Genomic DNA, 18,921 nt, shown 5'->3' on the forward strand with positions numbered 1-18,921 from the left:
GTAGGGTGGGTCAGTTTTGCATCGGTACTGACAGAAAATCGTGCTGGGTTTGCGTGGGGAGTCTTTGGGAATGACCGGTTTGAGGTAGTAATCGAGGGCGCGGTCGGCGGCTTCGTTGAGTTTTTTTGAATCGGGGGTTTCGTATGGGGAAACGTCATCGGCTTCCGGCGGGTTGGGCGTAATTTTGAACATGATCTTCAATTCCGTAAGTAATGCTGACACCACCTTGCGACTAAACGAGGGGGTGGCGGCTGTCCGCAGGTTAGTCGACCGGGGAATTGAAGAAACCGGCGCACCCGGAGGTGCCCTGCGCACAGCCACCATCAAAAGCAGGTAGGAAACACCTGCCTGACGGGCACTTGTGCAACTTCAATTACCGCTGGGCGACTAAACCCGACCACTGATGGGCAGTGGCAGGGAAACGATAGAGGCCAAGGTTGAAGCGCACAAGCCGGCGGATTCTGACTGAGCCGTAGGCAGCGGCGCAAGGATGTGTAGCCAGGGAGAGTGTCTGGAGATGTCATTTAAACATCTCTGTTTAAATGCAAAAGATCGCAGCCTCGTTTCACTCGACAGCTCCTACATGGGGTACGCGTACGCCGTGTAGGAGCTGTCGAGTGAAACGAGGCTGCGATCTTTTGATCTTTCTCAGTTCTTGTGCAACTTGCGCATCAACTCCGCCTCAGCCTGGGTCAACCCGCAAGACTGAGTCAGCTCATCGACGGTAGCCCCCATCCCGACCAGCCGCGCCGCCTGGGCAAACGACAGGCTCGACGGATCGCGCTGTTCCAGCTGAGCCAGCTTGTCCGGCAACGGGCCGACGACTGCGCGCAGTTCGTGCAGGTCTTCACCCATGCGCACGTTGCCGCTCTGATAGTCGTCGACGCGCTTGGCCAGGTCCTTGATGCGCTGATCGCGCAGCGCATCGCCCTGGGCCTGTTGCGCGCCAATTTGCCGTTGAGCGCGAATGTACGCCAGGAACATTGCCAGCGTGCCTGCCCAGAAGAGGAACAGGACAATGACCGCCACCTCAAGAATCAATCAAATGTTCTCCAGGTCCGACCATTCTTCTTCGCTCATCATCTTGTCCAGTTCGACCAGGATCAGCAGTTCGTTGTTCTTGTTGCACACGCCTTGAATGAACTTGGCGGATTCTTCGTTACCGACGTTTGGCGCGGTTTCGATTTCCGACTGACGCAGGTAAACCACTTCGGCCACGCTGTCGACCATGATCCCGACCACTTGCTTGTCGGCTTCGATGATGACGATACGGGTGTTGTCGCTGATCTCGGCATTCATCAGGCCGAAGCGCTGACGGGTGTCGATCACGGTGACCACGTTACCGCGCAGGTTGATGATGCCCAGCACGTAGCTCGGGGCACCCGGAACCGGGGCAATTTCGGTGTAACGCAGGACTTCCTGAACGCGCATCACGTTGATGCCGTAGGTTTCATTGTCCAGTTTGAAGGTTACCCATTGCAGGATCGGATCTTCGGAACCTTTTGCAGACGACGCCTTATCATTCATACCCTGACCCCTCAAAAAACCGCTCCTGGCGGTGTGTGTTCTGTGTGGCGGCATTCAACAATGCCGTCGCATGATTGTTATGTCGGCTGTTATGTCGATTTGTGTAGCGGCTTGCTGCCGCTCATGTGCTTTGCCCCACCGCTGGCGATCAACTCGGCCAACGCGGAGACGTCCAGCAATGCACACATGTGCTCAATCACCGTGCCGGCGAGCCATGGCCGCTGACCTCGATGACTTCTCCATTTGATTTCGTTCGGGTCCAGGCGCAACGAGCGGCTGACCTGATGCACCGCCAGCCCCCACTCGTAGCCCTGAACCGAAATAACGTATTGCAGGCCCTGACGGAAATCGTCGCGGTAGCGGTCGGGCATGACCCAACGCGCAGTGTCCAATACTTTCAGGTTGCCGGCCTGACTCGGCAGGATCCCGAGGAACCATTCCGGCTGACCGAACAGCGGCGTCAGCTCGTGACCGGCCAGGGAGTAAATCGAGCCCAGGCACACCAGCGGCACCGCCAGGGTCAACCCGGCGACATCGAACAGCAGGCATTCGAACGGCTCGGCGGCCCACGCCGGACGACCGTCGGTTGCAACCGGTGGCGGTGTGTTGCTCGGCGGCAGATGGACTTCGACCAGCGGCGGCACCAGGGTTTGCAGCAGCGGTGCGAGGGTCGAGACCGGCGCCAGAATCGGTGTCGGCGCCTCTTCGATCACCACCGGTGCTTTTGCGACCGCAGCAACCACTGGCGCCACGACAGGCGCGGCAGGCATAACGGGTTTCTGCGCATCACGCGCCTGCTCTTCAAGCACTGCTGCCTGGAACTCATCCAGTGCTGCTTCGACCTCGACCGTTTCAACGGCCTCAATGACTTCAGCCACCGCTTCGACTTCCAGCGACAACTCTTCAGTCGCCTCCATCAGCAGGCTGTCCAGATAGGACTGGAGCGCCAGTTGTGGACGCGAGGTGATTTTCACCGGCCGATTCATGCGCGCACCTGTGTAGGAGCGAGCGGTGCGGCGATCCGACTTGCCCGCGAAGAACGATAACGCGGTTTAACTGTGAAGACCGCGGCGTCTGCTTCGCGGGCAAGCCTCGCTCCTACAGGTACATGGTATGAGTTCATCTCAGGCCACCTGCGGGACAAGTTGTGCCGCCAGCAAATGCTTGAGCAAGGCGCGATAAGCGAGAACACCACGGCTCTTGCCGTCGAATTGCGAAGGCGTCAGCCCTGCCCGACTCGCATCCCGCAGGCGCGTGTCGATCGGTATGTAGCCTTGCCAGATTTCTTCCGGGTATTTGTCGCGCAGCACGCGAAGGGTTCCGAGGGAAGCCTGGGTGCGGCGGTCGAACAGGGTCGGAATGATGGTGAACGGCAACGCCACTTTACGTGAGCGGTTGATCATCGCCAGGGTGTTGACCATGCGCTCCAGGCCTTTGACGGCCAGGTGTTCGGTCTGCACCGGGATCACCAACTGCTGGCTCGCCGCCAAGGCATTGACCATCAACACGCCGAGCAATGGCGGGCTGTCGATCACCGCGTAATCGAAGTCCTGCCACAGCTGCGCCAGGCTCTTGGCGATCACCAGGCCCAAACCACTCTGGCCCGGCGACTGACGTTCAAGCGTGGCCAGAGCGGTGCTCGACGGCAACAGCGAAATGCGTTCGTCACTGGTCGGCAGCAGCAATTGACCGGGCAAGCCTTGCGGCACAGTGCCCTTGTGCAGGAACAGGTCGTAGCTGCTGTGTTCCAGGCTGTCAGGGTCATAACCGAAATAGCTGGTCATGGAGCCGTGGGGGTCGAGATCGACCACGACCACGCGCTTGCCCGCCTCAGCCAGTAAACCGGCTAAAGCGATAGAGGAAGTGGTTTTACCGACACCACCCTTTTGATTGGCGACTGCCCAGACTCTCATTCGGATTGTTCCTCCCGGTCGAAATGGTCGACCGAGAAATAGCTCAACGTATTAATGCGGGTGACGGAGAATTGACGGCGCTCTCTCGTACCGGCGACTTGACTGGGGTCGGTGCAGTTTGTGTGCCAGCACGCTTCAACGCGGCATCCGGATGTGCATTGGCCGTTCCGGTACCGGTGAGGCTGCGGCGTACATCGAGATTGCGTGACACGACCAGCACGACACGGCGGTTACGTGCCCGGCCCTCGGCAGTGGCGTTATTGGCCACCGGCTGGAATTCGCCGTAACCCACCGACGCCAGACGTCCAGGGTTCACGCCCTGCATCGCCAGCATGCGCACGATGCTCGCCGAACGAGCCGAGGACAGCTCCCAGTTGGTCGGGTATTGCGCGGTGCGGATCGGTTGATCGTCGGTAAAGCCTTCGACGTGAATCGGGTTGTCGAACGGTTTCAGAATGCCGGCGACCTTGTCGATGATGTTGAATGCGATGTCGCTGGGCATGGCGTCGCCACTGCCGAACAGCAGGCTGGAATTGAGTTCGATCTCGACCCACAGCTCATTGCCGCGAATGGTCATCTGATTGGAACTGATCAAGTCGCCGAACGCGGCGCTGATGTCGTCGGCGATGCTTTTGAGCGGATCGCTGGCGCCCGCGATACCGGCGTCGACCTGCTCGGCGTCTTTAACCAGTGGCTTGGCCGGGGTCACGGTCTTCGGTCGCTCGTCGCCGATCGGGATCGGCTTGAGGGCGCGGTCGGAGTCGGTAAAGACCCCGATCAACGCTTCGGAAATAACCTTGTACTTGCCTTCGTTGATCGAAGAGATTGAGTACATCACCACGAAGAAAGCGAACAGCAACGTAATAAAGTCGGCGTACGAAACCAGCCAACGCTCATGGTTTACATGTTCTTCAGGTTGCCGGCGACGAGCCATAGTCCATTACTCCCATCAATCCATGAAGCCCTGAAGCTTCAACTCGATAGAGCGAGGGTTTTCACCTTCGGCGATCGACAGAATGCCTTCCAACAACATTTCGCGATAACGCGACTGCCGCAAAGCGACGGACTTGAGCTTGGCGGCAATCGGCAGCAACACCAGGTTGGCACTGGCCACGCCATAGATGGTCGCGACGAAGGCGACGGCGATGCCGCTGCCCAGTTGCGTCGGATCGGCCAGGTTGCCCATGACATGGATCAGGCCCATCACCGCACCGATGATGCCGATGGTCGGCGCGTAGCCGCCCATGCTTTCGAAGACTTTGGCGGCTTCGATGTCGCGGCTTTCCTGGGTGTAGAAATCCACTTCCAGGATGCTGCGAATCGCTTCCGGCTCCGCACCGTCCACCAGCAGTTGCAGGCCCTTGCGCGAGTAGCTGTCAGGCTCGGCATCGGCCACCCCTTCCAGACCGAGCAAACCTTCCTTGCGGGCGGTCAGGCTCCAGTTGACGACGCGGTCGATGCCACCGGCCAGATCAACGCGAGGCGGAAACAGAATCCAGCCAATGATTTGCATGGCGCGCTTGAAGGCGCTCATCGGCGATTGCAGCAATGCCGCGCCGATGGTCCCACCGAGTACGATCAGCGCCGCCGGGCCGTTGGCCAAAGCGCCGAGGTGACCGCCTTCAAGGTAGTTGCCGCCGATGATGGCGACAAACGCCATGATGATCCCGATTAGGCTTAGAACATCCATCAGACACACGCCTCGACCAAGTGCCTGCCTATATCGTCCAGACCGTAGATCGCGTCGGCGAGTTCGGCTTTGACGATGGCCATCGGCATGCCGTAGATCACGCAGCTGGCTTCATCCTGAGCCCAGATCGCACTGCCGCCCTGCTTGAGCAGGCGCGCGCCTTCACGACCGTCGGCGCCCATGCCGGTCAACACGACCGCCAGAACTTTGTCACCGTAGGTCTTGGCCGCGGAACCGAAGGTAATGTCCACGCACGGCTTGTAGTTCAAGCGCTCGTCGCCGGGGAGGATTTTCACCGCACCACGGCCGTCGATCATCATTTGCTTGCCACCCGGCGCCAGCAGCGCCAGGCCCGGACGCAGGATGTCGCCATCCTCGGCTTCCTTGACGCTAATGCGGCAGAGCTTGTCCAGACGTTCGGCGAAGGCCTTGGTGAAGGCGGCCGGCATATGCTGGATCAATACGATGGGGGCGGGGAAATTGGCCGGCAATTGGGTCAGAACCCGCTGCAAGGCAACCGGGCCGCCAGTGGACGTACCGATGGCGACCAATTTGTAGGCTTTGCGTTTCGGCGCTGGCGACGAGGCAGGTGCGTAAGTACGCGCCGGAATCGGTGCCGCTGCCGGACGCGCAGGCGCGCTGCTGCCGTAACTACTGACGCTCGAAGGCGCAGGCGTCGGGGCTGGCGCGGCGACCGGGGCCGGTGCGCTGTAGGTGTTGGCGCGACGGTTACTGCGCGAGATGCTGAGAATCTTCTCGCACAGCAGCTGTTTGACCTTCTCCGGGTTACGGGAGATGTCTTCGAAATTCTTCGGCAGGAAATCCACCGCACCGGCGTCCAGTGCATCGAGGGTTACCCGAGCACCTTCATGAGTCAGCGAGGAGAACATCAATACCGGGGTCGGGCAGCGCTGCATGATATGCCGCACGGCCGTGATGCCATCCATCATTGGCATCTCGTAGTCCATGGTGATCACGTCTGGCTTGAGGGCCAGCGCCTGATCGATCGCCTCTTTTCCGTTGGTCGCCGTACCGACGACCTGGATATTCGGATCCGCTGAAAGAATTTCCGAGACGCGGCGGCGGAAAAACCCCGAATCGTCCACCACCAGGACTTTGACTGCCATAAACACTCCGTTAGACGGAGCGAGGCTCTGTCGCCCCGCCCCACCAGAATCAAATACGCCGTGCGGCGTAACGCTTGAGCATGCTCGGAACATCGAGAATCAGCGCAATGCGGCCGTCACCGGTAATGGTGGCGCCCGACATGCCCGGGGTTCCCTGGAGCATTTTGCCTAATGGCTTGATGACCACTTCTTCCTGGCCTACCAATTGATCGACGACGAAGCCGATCCGCTGAGTGCCCACCGAAAGGATCACCACATGGCCCTCGCGCTGCTCTTCGTGAGCGGCGGAGCTGACCAGCCAGCGCTTGAGGTAGAACAATGGCAGTGCCTTGTCCCGCACGATCACCACTTCCTGGCCGTCCACCACGTTGGTGCGCGACAGGTCGAGGTGGAAGATCTCGTTGACGTTCACCAGCGGGAACGCGAACGCCTGGTTGCCGAGCATGACCATCAGCGTCGGCATGATCGCCAGGGTCAACGGGACCTTGATGACGATCTTCGAGCCTTTGCCCTTGGTCGAGTAGATATTGATGGTGCCGTTAAGCTGGGCGATCTTGGTTTTCACCACGTCCATGCCCACGCCACGACCCGACACGTCGGAGATCTCGGTCTTGGTCGAAAAACCCGGGGCGAAGATCAGGTTGAAGCAATCGGATTCGCTGAGGCGGTCCGCTGCATCCTTGTCCATCAACCCTTTCTTCACGGCGATGCCGCGCAACACGTCAGCATCCATGCCTTTGCCGTCATCGGAGATGGACAGCAGGATGTGGTCGCCTTCCTGTTCAGCGGACAGGATCACCTTGCCACTGCGAGGCTTGCCCATCGCTTCGCGCTCGGCCGGCTCTTCGATACCGTGGTCGACCGAGTTGCGCACCAAGTGGACCAGCGGGTCGGCCAGGGCCTCGACGAGGTTCTTGTCGAGGTCGGTTTCTTCGCCGACCAGTTCCAGGTTGATCTCTTTCTTGAGCTGGCGTGCCAGGTCGCGAACCAGACGCGGGAAGCGCCCGAAAACTTTCTTGATCGGTTGCATCCGCGTCTTCATGACCGCGGTTTGCAGGTCGGCCGTGACCACGTCGAGGTTCGACACGGCCTTGGACATGGCTTCGTCGCCGCTGTTGAGGCCCAGACGCACCAAGCGGTTACGCACCAGTACCAGTTCACCCACCATGTTCATGATTTCGTCGAGACGCGCGGTATCGACCCGCACGGTGGTCTCGGCTTCGCTGGCCGGTTTTTCCGGTGGTGGAGCGGACGGTGTGCGGGCCGGAGCCGGTGCAGCAGCAACAGGCTTCGGCGCTTCGGCTTTAGGCTCGGGCGCTTTGGCGACGGGTTTCGGCGCAACAGCCTTGGCGGCTGGAGCAGCCACCGCAGTACCTGTGCCGACTTCGGTGAACTTGCCTTTGCCATGCAATTCGTCGAGCAGCGATTCGAACTCGTGATCGGAAATCAGATCACCGCCAGCCGCTTTAGCGGTTGGCGCAGCCGGAGCGGGTACGGAGGCAATGGCCGACTCCAGCGCATCCACCGCAAAGTTGCCTTTGCCGTGCAGCTGGTCGAGCAATGCTTCGAATTCGTCGTCGGTGATGTCGGAGCTGTCGCCTGCCGCTTTCGGGGCAGCCGGTGCAGCGGGCGCCGCCACCGCATCGACGGCGAACTGGCCTTTGCCGTGCAGTTGATCGAGCAACGACTCGAACTCGGCATCGGTGATTTCGTCGCTGGCCGCAGAATCAGCGCCAGCCACTGGAGCAACGGCCGGCGCTTCGGCTTGAGCCTTGACGGCGTTCAGCGAGTCCAGCAGTTGTTCGAATTCGTTATCGGTGATGTCACCCGATTCTTCAGCGGCAGGTGTTTCGACCACTTCAGCAACCGGTGCGGCTTCATCAGCCGTTTGCGGCTCGGCCAGACGGGCCAGTGCCGCGAGCAATTCAGGCGTGGCAGCCGTAATCGGGCTGCGTTCGCGAACTTCGGTGAACATGCTGTTCACCGCGTCCAGCGCTTCGAGAACCACGTCCATCAGTTCCGAGTCGACGCGACGTTCACCCTTGCGCAGGATGTCGAACACGTTCTCGGCGATGTGACAGCACTCCACCAGCTCGTTGAGCTGGAGGAAGCCGGCGCCCCCTTTTACAGTGTGAAAACCGCGAAAAATTGCATTGAGCAAGTCCGCATCATCCGGTCGGCTTTCAAGCTCGACCAGCTGTTCGGACAGTTGCTCTAGAATCTCGCCGGCCTCAACCAGGAAATCCTGAAGGATCTCTTCATCGGCGCCGAAGCTCATTAAGGGGGTGCTCCTGAGGTCTAAAAACCTAAAAAACCTAAAATGCTAAAACTCTAAAATCCTAGGCTGGATAACAAATCGTCCACATCGTCCTGACCGGACACAACGTCTTCTCTTTTATCGGCATGAATCTGCGGACCTTCACCCTGAGAGAGATGTTTTTGCGGATCTTTTTCAGCGAGCATCGCATCACGGTCATGTTCGATACCCGCAAAGCGGTCTACCTGACTGGCCATGAGCACGAGCTTGAGCAGGTTGCTTTCAACTTCGGTGACCAATTGGGTCACGCGCTTGATCACCTGACCGGTGAGGTCCTGGTAATCCTGGGCCAGCAGAATGTCGTTGAGGTTGCTCGACACCGTGCGATTGTCTTCGCTGCTGCGCGTCAGGAAACCGTCGACGCGCCGGGCCAGTTCGCGGAACTCTTCAGCCCCGACTTCGCGACGCATGAACCGCCCCCAATCCGCGCTCAACGCCTGGGCTTCTTCGCTCAGGCTGTTGACCAGCGGCGTGGAATTCTCCACCAGGTCCATGGTGCGGTTGGCAGCGGCCTCGGTCAGCTTGACCACATACCCCAGGCGCTCGGTGGCGTCCGTGATCTGCGACACTTCCTCGGCTTGCGGCATGTTCGGGTCAATCTGGAAATTGACGATCGCGCTATGCAGCTCGCGAGTGAGCTTGCCCACTTCCTGATACAGGCCGCGGTCACGGGTCTGATTGAGCTCATGGATAAGTTGCACAGCGTCGCCGAACCTGCCTTTTTCAAGGCTTTCGACCAGTTCGACCGCGTGTTTTTTCAGGGTCGATTCAAAATCGCCCAGTGAAGATTCTTTATGCTCCATAGCTCCCCCGTGGCGCAGTGGATCAACCGATGCGTTCGAAAATCTTTTCGATTTTTTCTTTCAACGCCTGGGCCGTGAATGGTTTGACCACATAGCCGTTAACACCGGCCTGGGCCGCTTCGATGATCTGCTCGCGCTTGGCTTCAGCGGTCACCATCAACACCGGTAGGTGCTTGAGCTTTTCATCGGCGCGCACGTGGCGCAGCAGATCGATACCGGTCATGCCAGGCATGTTCCAGTCCGTTACCAGAAAGTCGATGCTCCCGCTGTTGAGAACCGGAATGGCTGTAATGCCATCGTCGGCCTCGACCGTGTTGGTGAACCCAAGGTCACGCAACAGGTTTTTTATGATCCGCCGCATCGTTGAGAAGTCATCAACGATGAGGATTTTCATGTTCTTGTCCAATTCGACCTCCAAGCAGTCTTAAACGCGCCCAGCACCTGGACGCGCCATTTCAATCAATCCGGCAATGCACTCGATGACTGTATGGAGCACAACAGATCGCGACCGGTGCAGTTCAACACCACACCAGCCTCGTTCGCAGTGTCCCCACACTGCCTTCAGCGCGCTCGCCACTCCCCCAAACGCCCCCGCAAACGGGCCGCGCACTGGCTGTGTAACTGGCTGACCCGAGACTCGCTGACCCCCAGGACCTCACCGATTTCCTTGAGGTTCAGCTCTTCGTCGTAGTACAGCGCCAACACCAGTCGCTCACGCTCCGGCAAATTGGCAATCGCGTCCGCCAGCGCTGCCTGGAAGCGTTCATCTTCCAGATCGCGTGACGGCTCCAGATGTGCACTCGCGCCATCCTCGTGCAGCCCTTCGTGTTCGCCGTCCTGCAACAGATCGTCGAAACTGAATAACCGGCTGCCCAGGGTGTCGTTCAAAATCCCGTAATAATCGTCGAGACTCAATTGGAGTTCGGCCGCAACCTCATGATCTTTAGCGTCACGACCGGTTTTAGCTTCAATCGAGCGAATTGCGTCGCTGACCATGCGGGTATTGCGGTGAACCGAACGTGGCGCCCAGTCCCCCTTGCGTACTTCATCGAGCATCGCGCCGCGGATTCGAATGCCCGCGTACGTCTCGAAACTCGCGCCTTTGCTGGCGTCATATTTGGTCGATACTTCAAGCAGGCCGATCATCCCGGCCTGGATCAGGTCTTCAACCTGAACACTGGCCGGCAGACGGGCCAGCAAGTGGTAAGCAATGCGTTTGACCAGTGGCGCGTAACGCTCGATCAGCTCGTACTGCGCGTCACGTGCCGACTTCTTGTAGAGGTTGTAACCGCTGGCTGTCATAACACCGGTCCTGCCGTTTGTTGCACGAGGCGCTCGACGAAAAACTCCAGGTGCCCACGCGGGTTGGCAGGCAACGGCCAGGTATCGACCTTCTGTGCAATGGCCTTGAACGCCAGGGAGCACTTGGAGCGCGGAAAGGCTTCATAGACGGCGCGCTGCTTCTGCACCGCTTTACGCACGCTTTCGTCATAAGGCACCGCGCCGACGTATTGTAAGGCGACGTCGAGGAAGCGGTCCGTGACCTTGGTCAACTTGGCGAACAGGTTGCGACCTTCCTGCGGGCTCTGGGCCATGTTGGCCAGGACGCGGAAGCGGTTCATGCCGTAATCGCGGTTCAGCAGTTTGATCAGCGCGTAGGCATCCGTGATCGAGGTCGGCTCGTCGCACACCACCAGCAAGACTTCTTGCGCTGCGCGAACGAAACTGACTACCGAGTCACCAATACCCGCAGCGGTGTCGATCACCAAGACGTCGAGGTTGTCGCCGATATCGCTGAACGCCTGGATCAGGCCAGCGTGTTGAGCCGGGCTCAGATGAACCATGCTCTGCGTGCCGGACGCGGCCGGGACGATGCGAATACCGCCGGGGCCCTGCAACAGAACGTCGCGCAGCTCACAGCGGCCTTCGATCACGTCGGCCAGGGTACGTTTGGGTGTCAGCCCCAACAGGACGTCGACGTTCGCCAGCCCCAGATCAGCGTCCAGCAGCATGACGCGCCGGCCGAGCTCAGCTAGAGCCAGGGACAAGTTCACTGACACGTTAGTCTTCCCGACGCCACCTTTGCCGCCGGTCACCGCGATCACCTGTACGGGATGCATGCTGCCCATGTTATTTCTTTACCTTGTCTTGCATAGACGGAGGCCACATTACTGGCTGCGCGCTCATAAACTGAACAATGCATGGCAGACCATCGATGTAGGTACAAAAACTGTTCATTAGTACCTCAGCCAACCTGCTTGGTCGGGCTGTGGTAAATATCAGCGAACATGTCAGCCATGGCTTCTTCGCTGGGTTCTTCTTGCATTTGCACGCTTACGGCGCGACTGACCAACTGATGACGACGCGGCAGATGCAAATCATCCGGAATCCGCGGGCCATCGGTCAGGTAGGCCACCGGTAATTCATGACTGATGGCCAGGCTTAACACCTCGCCCAGGCATGCCGTTTCATCCAGTTTAGTCAGGATGCAGCCAGCGAGACCGCAGCGTTTGTAACTGTGATAAGCGGCCGTTAGGACCTGTTTCTGGCTGGTGGTTGCCAACACCAGATAATTTTTTGACTTGATGCCACGTCCGGCCAGGCTTTCGAGCTGCATGCGCAGTGCCGGATCGCTGGCCTGAAGACCCGCGGTATCGATCAGCACCACGCGTTTGCGCAGCAAGGGATCCAGCGCCTGCACCAGCGATTGCCCCGGATCGACGTGAGTTACCGACACGTTGAGGATCCGGCCCAGGGTCTTGAGTTGCTCCTGAGCACCAATACGGTAGCTGTCCATGCTCACCAGCGCGATGTTTTGCGCGCCATATTTCAGAACGTAGCGGGCCGCGAGCTTGGCCAGAGTGGTGGTCTTGCCCATGCCGGCAGGGCCGACCATGGCAATCACGCCGCCCTCTTCCAGTGGCTCGACTTCCGGTGTGGCGATCATCCGCGCCAAGTGCGCCAGCAACATACGCCAGGCCTGACGGGGTTCTTCAATGTCGGTAATCATCGCCAGCAAGTCGCGGGACAACGGGCCGGACAGGCCGATGCGTTGCAGGCGACGCCAGAGGTTGGCCTGGGCCGGACGGCTGCCTTGCAGCTGATTCCAGGCCAGGGAGCCGAGTTGCACTTCCATCAGTTCGCGCAGGCTGTTGAGTTCGAAACGCATCGAGTCGAATGCACGCGGGTCCACACCGCCAGCGGCTGGCGCAGGGGCTGGAGCGGAGCGACGAGGTTCGGCATACGTCGGCTCGATCAGCGGCTCGGCGGCGGTCAACGGCAGGCCGGCGAACAACTGGCGATTGGTGGTCTTGTCGCCTTCGGTTTCGCCTTCGCCACGCAAGCTCAATTCGGCCTGGGCGGTGACGATCCGCGACTGGGTCTTGCGCAGCTCGTCCTCGAGTTCCATGTTCGGAACACGCGGGGCCAGCGCAGACAATTTGTAATCCAGGGCAGCCGTCAGCTCGACGCCACCGGCAATCCGGCGATTGCCAATAATGGCGGCATCAGCGCCCAGCTCATCACGAACCAGTTTCATGGCCTGACGCATATCGGCGGCGAAAAAACGCTTAACTTGCATAAACCACTACCTCAGCCGTTGGGCCCTACTGTCGCAACGATGGTCACTTGCTTGTTGTCAGGAATTTCCTGGTAAGCCAACACATGCAAACCCGGGACTGCCAGTCGGCCGAATCGCGAAAGCATCGCGCGAACCGGACCGGCCACCAGCAGAATCACCGGTTGACCTTGCATTTCCTGACGCTGCGCCGCATCGATCAACGAGCGTTGCAGTTTCTCAGCCATGCTTGGCTCCAGCAGAACGCCCTCTTCCGAGCCTTGTCCTGCCTTCTGAAGACTATTGAGCAATATCTGTTCCAACCTTGGCTCCAGAGTGATAACTGGTAGCTCGGAGTCAGTCCCTACAATGCTTTGGACGATTGCGCGGGATACGCCGACGCGCACGGCGGCCACCAACGCGGCAGTATCTTGACTCTTGGCGGCATTGTTGGCGATGGCCTCGGCAATGCTGCGGATGTCCCGTACTGGCACCTGTTCGGCCAGCAAAGCCTGCAAAACTTTCAGCAGCTGCGACAGAGACACCACACCCGGCACCAGCTCTTCGGCCAGTTTCGGTGAGCTTTTGGCCAGCAATTGCATGAGTTGCTGGACTTCTTCGTGACCGATCAGTTCGCTGGAGTGCTTGTACAGAATCTGGTTCAAGTGGGTGGCCACGACCGTACTGGCATCGACCACGGTGTAACCGAGGGATTGCGCCTGGGCACGCTGGCTGATTTCGATCCAGACCGCCTCCAGACCGAAAGCCGGATCTTTGGCGGTAATGCCGTTGAGCGTCCCGTAGACCTGCCCCGGATTGATCGCCAGTTCGCGATCCGGGTAAATCTCCGCTTCGGCCAGGATCACCCCCATCAGGGTCAGGCGATAGGCACTCGGTGCCAGGTCGAGGTTGTCACGGATATGCACAGTCGGCATCAGGAAGCCCAGATCTTGCGACAGCTTCTTGCGCACACCCTTGATCCGCGCCAGCAACTGACCGCCCTGGTTGCGGTCCACCAGCGGAATCAGCCGGTATCCGACTTCCAGGCCGATCATGTCGATCGGGGTCACGTCGTCCCAGCCCAGCTCCTTGGTTTCCTGGGCGCGAGCCGGGGATGGCAGCAGCTCCTGTTGACGCTTGACCTCTTGCAGGGCTTGAACCTTGACCACGTTCTGCTTCTTCCAGAACAGGTACGCACCGCCGGCCGCCACGGCCGCCATGCTGAGAAAGGAGAAGTGCGGCATGCCGGGCACCAGGCCCATGACCGCCATAATACCCGCCGCCACTGCCAACGCTTTCGGCGAGGCGAACATCTGGCGATTGATCTGTTTTCCCATCTCTTCCGACCCGGACGCACGAGTCACCATGATCGCCGCCGCTGTCGATAACAACAGTGATGGCAATTGCGCCACCAAACCGTCACCGATGGTCAACAGCGCATAAACCCTGCCGGCATCGCCGAAGCTCATGCCGTGCTGGAAAATACCGACGGCCATGCCGCCGATCAGGTTAATGAACAGAATCAGCAAGCCGGCAATGGCGTCGCCGCGAACGAACTTGCTGGCACCGTCCATCGAACCGTAGAACTCGGCTTCCTGGGCCACTTCCATCCGGCGCATTTTGGCTTGGTTCTGATCGATCAGGCCGGCGTTCAAGTCGGCGTCGATTGCCATTTGTTTACCGGGCATCGCATCGAGGGTGAAGCGCGCGCTCACCTCGGAAATCCGCCCGGCACCCTTGGTCACTACAACGAAGTTGATGATCATCAAAATCGCGAAGACCACGATACCGACCACGTAGTTACCGCCGATCACCACTTCGCCGAAGGCCTGGATCACCTTGCCGGCTGAGGCGTGACCGTCCTGACCGTGGAGCATCACCACCCGCGTGGAGGCCACGTTCAACGCCAGCCGCAGTAGCGTCGCCACCAATAGAATGGTCGGAAACACCGCGAAATCCAGCGGTCGCAAGGCATAGACGCAGACCAGCAACACCACGATCGACAAAGCGATGTTGAAGGTGAAGAACACATCCAACAGGAACGGTGGGATCGGCAACATCATCATCGCCAGCATGACCAGCAGCAACAACGGCACACCCAGATTGCCCCGACTTAAGTCGGCAACGTTTGTGCGGGCAGTGTTGAGTAACTGAGAGCGATCCACCGGTTTTCCCCGTTCCTTAAAGCAAACTTTTGACGCCTGAAGCAGGCGCAGGGCGGCTACTGCAAGAAACCTTCCAACTTTTGCAGAGATGGGGAATAGAGGGCTTTATTGAGGATTTGTAGCAGCTGCCGAGCTTGCGAGGCTGCGTCCGGCTGCGCAGCAGCCGTTAAACCGTTGCGAGGAATGCGGTCGAGCATGACTCCGTCTCGAACGCAGCCTCGCGAGCTCGGCAGTTGCTACGCGTTTAAAGCACCAGAAATATGGATCAACCCGCTGTCAGAATTTGCTCTTTGAGAATCGCGCCAAACCCAAGCTTGCCCCCAATCATGTAACGCGTGCCTTTGTGCATTTCCAGCCCGTCTTGATTGACCAACTCCTCTTGGGCATATCCAAGCACCACCACAGTGGCAGGGGCGACTGCTGTGGCAGGGCCCACAAACTCGCCTTTCAAAAGATTCAGCGCCCATTCAAAAGGAATGATCGGCAGATCTTTTACAACGATCGGACGCTTGTCTTCCCAACGAAAATCCATCCGGGCAGTGATGTGTAGCTGATCAGCGATGATTTCGAATTGGGGCTTGGCATATCGCCGCTCCAGCCCACCCGTTGACCATTGACTCATGTAGTACCTTGGACTCCTGAAAACATTAAACAGCGCTTCTTTGTCGCGGGTATTTCCGGCAGCATCGAAAAAATAATTGTAGGAGTAGTGGTAAGCGAAACTGGTCAGCTCAGGCCGGATAGCGTTGATCGGATTATTCAAATAGTCCGGAATGTATAGGCTGGAGATTTGCTCGAAGTTCGTGAAATCCAGGCTCATTTTGAAAGTAACGGTGTACCCGATCGCCCGCTCGGCCGGGTTTTCTTACAGCCTGCCCGAGACAAACTCCAACTCCATACCCTGCAGTTTTCGATATAGACGCTCTGTCATGATGGTTCCCTCTAGAACTGACGCAAACACCCATCCTTGGCGCTCCAATCGAATGATCAGAACCTCCACTGCAAGGACATTGATCGGGAGAATTCCCACGGGCATGACAGCGCGAGCGGGCGCTGACTGTCTACTGTCAGAGTTGACAGGTGGAGCAGGCATTTCGACAGGCGGCGCATTGCACGTGCGGTTTTTGGATGATGGAGCCACCTCCACCCACCTCTCGACCGCTCGTCGCCACTGTCAGATCTGACAGTTGCCATCAATAGCGCCTTGGAGGCCAGATAGAGCAGCCCGATGGAGCAACATACCCACAGGAAAAAACTCATGGACTCGATCACTGCCGTTACAAACCCAGCGAATCCGAAAATTCTCGAAGCCCATGGCTCCGCAGGGGATCGACTCGACTTCGACAGCGTCTACCACCGTGATTTCATTACCGCTCAAGTCCCTCATTACTCCGGCATGGCTCGGGGTCACACCGTGACCGTGACCTGGGGCAATCCTCGGCACATCTATAATTCAGAGGTGGTGACCGTCGGAACACCGGGGGCTATTGATATTCGAATCCCACGCATTGAAGTGATCGATGCCATCGGCCATACGGTAAAGGTCTACTACACCGTGCGCACCGCACCGGGCACCGCACTGATTCCTTCCAGAATCCTCCTGTTGCATATCAACCCCTACGAGTTCAATTTACTGGCACCAACCCTGTCGACAGATCAGAAAACCCTAAGCGTCAGGTACGTGGGTATGGTGCACGGCTACACCGTTCGCATACGCGCCACCGGCAAAACCACGTGGGAAAGCGACGAGCGCGAAGTGCAGACTGGCGTTACGCCGACCTTCACACTCCCTTCGAACTGGATCGCAGAAAATCGAGGCATCGACACCCGGATCAATTACAGCGTTTACAAATCTGGAAGTGGGCAGCGGTTGATGTTTTCGAAGGTGTTAAGAGTGCGCATAGGAGAGCAAGTACTGCCGGCTCCTCTAATCAATATTTCTTCGGGCGGATTGGCAGGACAGGCTCTGCCTCATGACTGGCCCCACACTCGTGCGACGAACTCCGCCACGATAACTGGAGAACCCAACAGACAAGTCAACGCCAAGCTCTCGGGAAATGCGCGATTCAGCAATGCCTCCAATGAGATCGACATGAGATTGGACTCGCAAGGCCGATCAATACAACCGGTTTCCAACGCGTTGGCACAGACGGTTGACTTGACCGCCACCTATGGCACCGGACCAAGCATCAGGGCATCGATGATTTTTTCAGCGTCCTTTCCAGCAGATGCCGCATTGGGGAGTACAGGTGTGAGAGCCAACGTATCATCAGGGGCTGCAGCTAACGGAATATCGCCCAACCGAGTCACCTATGACACTTTCGCAATCAATCAACCTATGACTCTTAGGGCCCAAGTATCTGGCAGTGCTCGCCTACCTGCATACTCTGCTCAGATAGCGAATATCCGACTCTACCAGCCAAGTTGGGATTGCACTTTTGACGTGGTGAACACAGTCCGGGAAACAGTCACAGTGACGTTCGAGATTCTTGAACTGGGGAGCTGGACTCGATTCAGCAAACAAATGACGTTCGTATAGCCCGGTGTAATACCGGTGACTTGCAGACAAGTGCGACCTCCGCAAGGTATTGCAATGAATTGCAAAATGCTTTGTAGATGCATATCAGTGGAGGAGCCGCGCTGGAACTTGCTCGCGACGAAACCGGATGTACCAGTACGAACTCAAGAATCGCGCCGCAAATCCGGCGGAATCGGCAAATCATCCTTGAGCGGATCCGGACGCTTGCCCTTGCCCGCGCGGTACTGGCGGATCTGGTAGACGTAGGCCAATACCTGAGCGACCGCCAGATACAACCCACCGGGGATTTCCTGCTCCAACTCCGTGGAGTAATAGATCGAACGTGCCAGGGCTGGCGATTCGAGCAGCAGCACATTGTTGGCCACGGCGATTTCACGAATCTTCAAGGCGAGGAAGTCACTGCCCTTGGCCAGCAATACCGGCGCGCTGCCTTTGTCGGGATCGTACTTGAGGGCGACGGCGTAGTGCGTCGGGTTGGTAATGACCACGTCGGCCTCGGGGATGGCCGCCATCATTCGGCGCTGGGACATCTCGCGCTGCAACTGGCGAATGCGCTGTTTGACCTCTGGTTTACCTTCCTGATCCTTGTGCTCGTCGCGCACTTCCTGCTTGGTCATCAGCAGTTTCTTGTGGCTTTCCCAGAGCTGCACCGGCACGTCGACCGCAGCAATGAGGATCAGCCCGCAAGCCATCCACAAGGTGCTCCAGCCGACCACTTGCAGGCTGTGAATGATCGCCATGTCCAATGGCTCGTGGGCGATGCGCAGCAGATCGTCGATGTCCGCCGACAAGACCGCCAACGCCACGAATAACACGATAAAAAACTTCGCCAGAGCCTTGAGCAACTCCACCAGCGCCTTGGCCGAGAACATCCGTTTCAGTCCCGCGCCGGGGTTCATGCGACTGAACTTGGGCGCCATGGAGCCGGCCGCGAACAGCCAGCCACCCAGGGAAATCGGACCGATCAGCGCAGCCAGCAGCATGGTGATCATCACCGGCTGAATCGCAAAAAGGGCAATCTGCCCCGAATGCAGCAGGTAAGTGCCCATGGAGCGCTGATCCAGAATCACTTCCCGCGACAGCGAGAAGTTCATGCGCATCAGCTCCATCATGTCCTGCGCCAATGCGCCGCCAAAAATCAGCAGCGCACCCGCGCCGGCGAGCATGACCGCCAGAGTATTGAGTTCCTTGGAGCGCGCAATCTCGCCCTTCTCACGGGAGTCCTTTTTGCGTTTCTCCGTGGGGTCTTCTGTTTTGTCCTGACCGCTTTCGCTCTCAGCCATG

17 protein-coding genes are annotated in these 18,921 nt (G+C 58.6%); 1 reads left to right on the forward strand and 16 read right to left on the reverse strand.

Annotated features, from left to right (window positions below):
- Positions 1-648: 648 nt before the first annotated feature.
- The 15 genes from EYC95_RS18175 to EYC95_RS18245 all read right to left on the reverse strand — a co-directional run bounded on the left by EYC95_RS18175 (position 649) and on the right by EYC95_RS18245 (position 15,918).
- Positions 649-1,041 (reverse strand): DUF2802 domain-containing protein, encoded by a 393-nt coding sequence (locus tag EYC95_RS18175; RefSeq protein WP_131061596.1) that lies wholly within the window; start codon positions 1,039-1,041, stop codon positions 649-651.
- Entirely contained in the window at positions 1,042-1,527 is a 486-nt protein-coding gene (locus tag EYC95_RS18180; RefSeq protein WP_131061597.1) for a chemotaxis protein CheW, read from the reverse strand.
- An 89-nt stretch (positions 1,528-1,616) separates the two neighbouring features.
- A complete protein-coding gene (locus tag EYC95_RS18185) occupies positions 1,617-2,513 on the reverse strand; it encodes a CheW domain-containing protein (protein WP_131061598.1) in 897 nt (298 codons plus the stop codon).
- 138 nt (positions 2,514-2,651) lie between these two features.
- A complete protein-coding gene (locus EYC95_RS18190; protein ID WP_131061599.1) occupies positions 2,652-3,440 on the reverse strand; it encodes a ParA family protein in 789 nt (262 codons plus the stop codon).
- A gap of 43 nt (positions 3,441-3,483) precedes the next feature.
- Positions 3,484-4,374 carry a flagellar motor protein MotD gene (gene motD, locus EYC95_RS18195; protein ID WP_131061600.1) on the reverse strand — a complete coding sequence of 297 codons (891 nt, stop codon included), beginning with the start codon at positions 4,372-4,374 and terminating at the stop codon, positions 3,484-3,486.
- Between the two features lie 15 nt (positions 4,375-4,389).
- Complete coding sequence (locus tag EYC95_RS18200) at positions 4,390-5,130, reverse strand: flagellar motor protein (RefSeq protein WP_131061601.1); 741 nt, start codon at positions 5,128-5,130, stop codon at positions 4,390-4,392.
- Positions 5,130-6,257, reverse strand: a complete 1,128-nt coding sequence (locus EYC95_RS18205; protein WP_131061602.1) for a chemotaxis response regulator protein-glutamate methylesterase — start codon at positions 6,255-6,257, stop codon at positions 5,130-5,132. The genes EYC95_RS18200 and EYC95_RS18205 overlap by 1 nt, the downstream gene beginning before the upstream one ends.
- Before the next feature lie 49 nt (positions 6,258-6,306).
- Complete coding sequence (locus tag EYC95_RS18210; protein ID WP_131061603.1) at positions 6,307-8,535, reverse strand: chemotaxis protein CheA; 2,229 nt, start codon at positions 8,533-8,535, stop codon at positions 6,307-6,309.
- A 53-nt stretch (positions 8,536-8,588) separates the two neighbouring features.
- Positions 8,589-9,377, reverse strand: a complete 789-nt coding sequence (locus EYC95_RS18215) for a protein phosphatase CheZ (RefSeq protein WP_131061604.1) — start codon at positions 9,375-9,377, stop codon at positions 8,589-8,591.
- Positions 9,378-9,399: 22 nt separating this feature from the next.
- Positions 9,400-9,771, reverse strand: coding sequence for a chemotaxis response regulator CheY (locus EYC95_RS18220; RefSeq protein ID WP_008006721.1), 372 nt, complete (start codon positions 9,769-9,771; stop codon positions 9,400-9,402).
- A 167-nt stretch (positions 9,772-9,938) separates the two neighbouring features.
- Positions 9,939-10,679 carry an RNA polymerase sigma factor FliA gene (gene fliA / locus EYC95_RS18225; protein WP_007894214.1) on the reverse strand — a complete coding sequence of 247 codons (741 nt, stop codon included), beginning with the start codon at positions 10,677-10,679 and terminating at the stop codon, positions 9,939-9,941.
- Positions 10,676-11,506 carry a flagellar synthesis regulator FleN gene (gene fleN, locus EYC95_RS18230; RefSeq protein WP_008001746.1) on the reverse strand — a complete coding sequence of 277 codons (831 nt, stop codon included), beginning with the start codon at positions 11,504-11,506 and terminating at the stop codon, positions 10,676-10,678. Before fleN ends, fliA begins: the two co-directional genes overlap by 4 nt.
- 116 nt (positions 11,507-11,622) lie before the next feature.
- A complete protein-coding gene (gene flhF / locus EYC95_RS18235; protein WP_131061605.1) occupies positions 11,623-12,957 on the reverse strand; it encodes a flagellar biosynthesis protein FlhF in 1,335 nt (444 codons plus the stop codon).
- Between the two features lie 11 nt (positions 12,958-12,968).
- The gene (flhA, locus tag EYC95_RS18240) at positions 12,969-15,098 is read right to left on the reverse strand and encodes a flagellar biosynthesis protein FlhA (protein ID WP_131061606.1); all 2,130 of its coding nucleotides are present in this window, start codon (positions 15,096-15,098) and stop codon (positions 12,969-12,971) included.
- Between the two features lie 265 nt (positions 15,099-15,363).
- A complete protein-coding gene (locus tag EYC95_RS18245) occupies positions 15,364-15,918 on the reverse strand; it encodes a hypothetical protein (RefSeq protein WP_256656969.1) in 555 nt (184 codons plus the stop codon).
- Between the two features lie 438 nt (positions 15,919-16,356).
- On the opposite strand from EYC95_RS18245, the gene EYC95_RS18250 reads away from it, so the two are divergent.
- The gene (locus EYC95_RS18250; RefSeq protein ID WP_131061607.1) at positions 16,357-17,637 is read left to right on the forward strand and encodes a hypothetical protein; all 1,281 of its coding nucleotides are present in this window, start codon (positions 16,357-16,359) and stop codon (positions 17,635-17,637) included.
- A gap of 143 nt (positions 17,638-17,780) precedes the next feature.
- Here the strand turns inward: EYC95_RS18250 and flhB are convergent, their stop codons facing one another.
- The gene (gene flhB, locus EYC95_RS18255; protein ID WP_131061608.1) at positions 17,781-18,920 is read right to left on the reverse strand and encodes a flagellar biosynthesis protein FlhB; all 1,140 of its coding nucleotides are present in this window, start codon (positions 18,918-18,920) and stop codon (positions 17,781-17,783) included.
- Between the last annotated feature and the right edge of the window lies 1 nt (position 18,921).

This window comes from Pseudomonas sp. BGI-2 (assembly GCF_004310295.1).
GTDB lineage: Bacteria > Pseudomonadota > Gammaproteobacteria > Pseudomonadales > Pseudomonadaceae > Aquipseudomonas.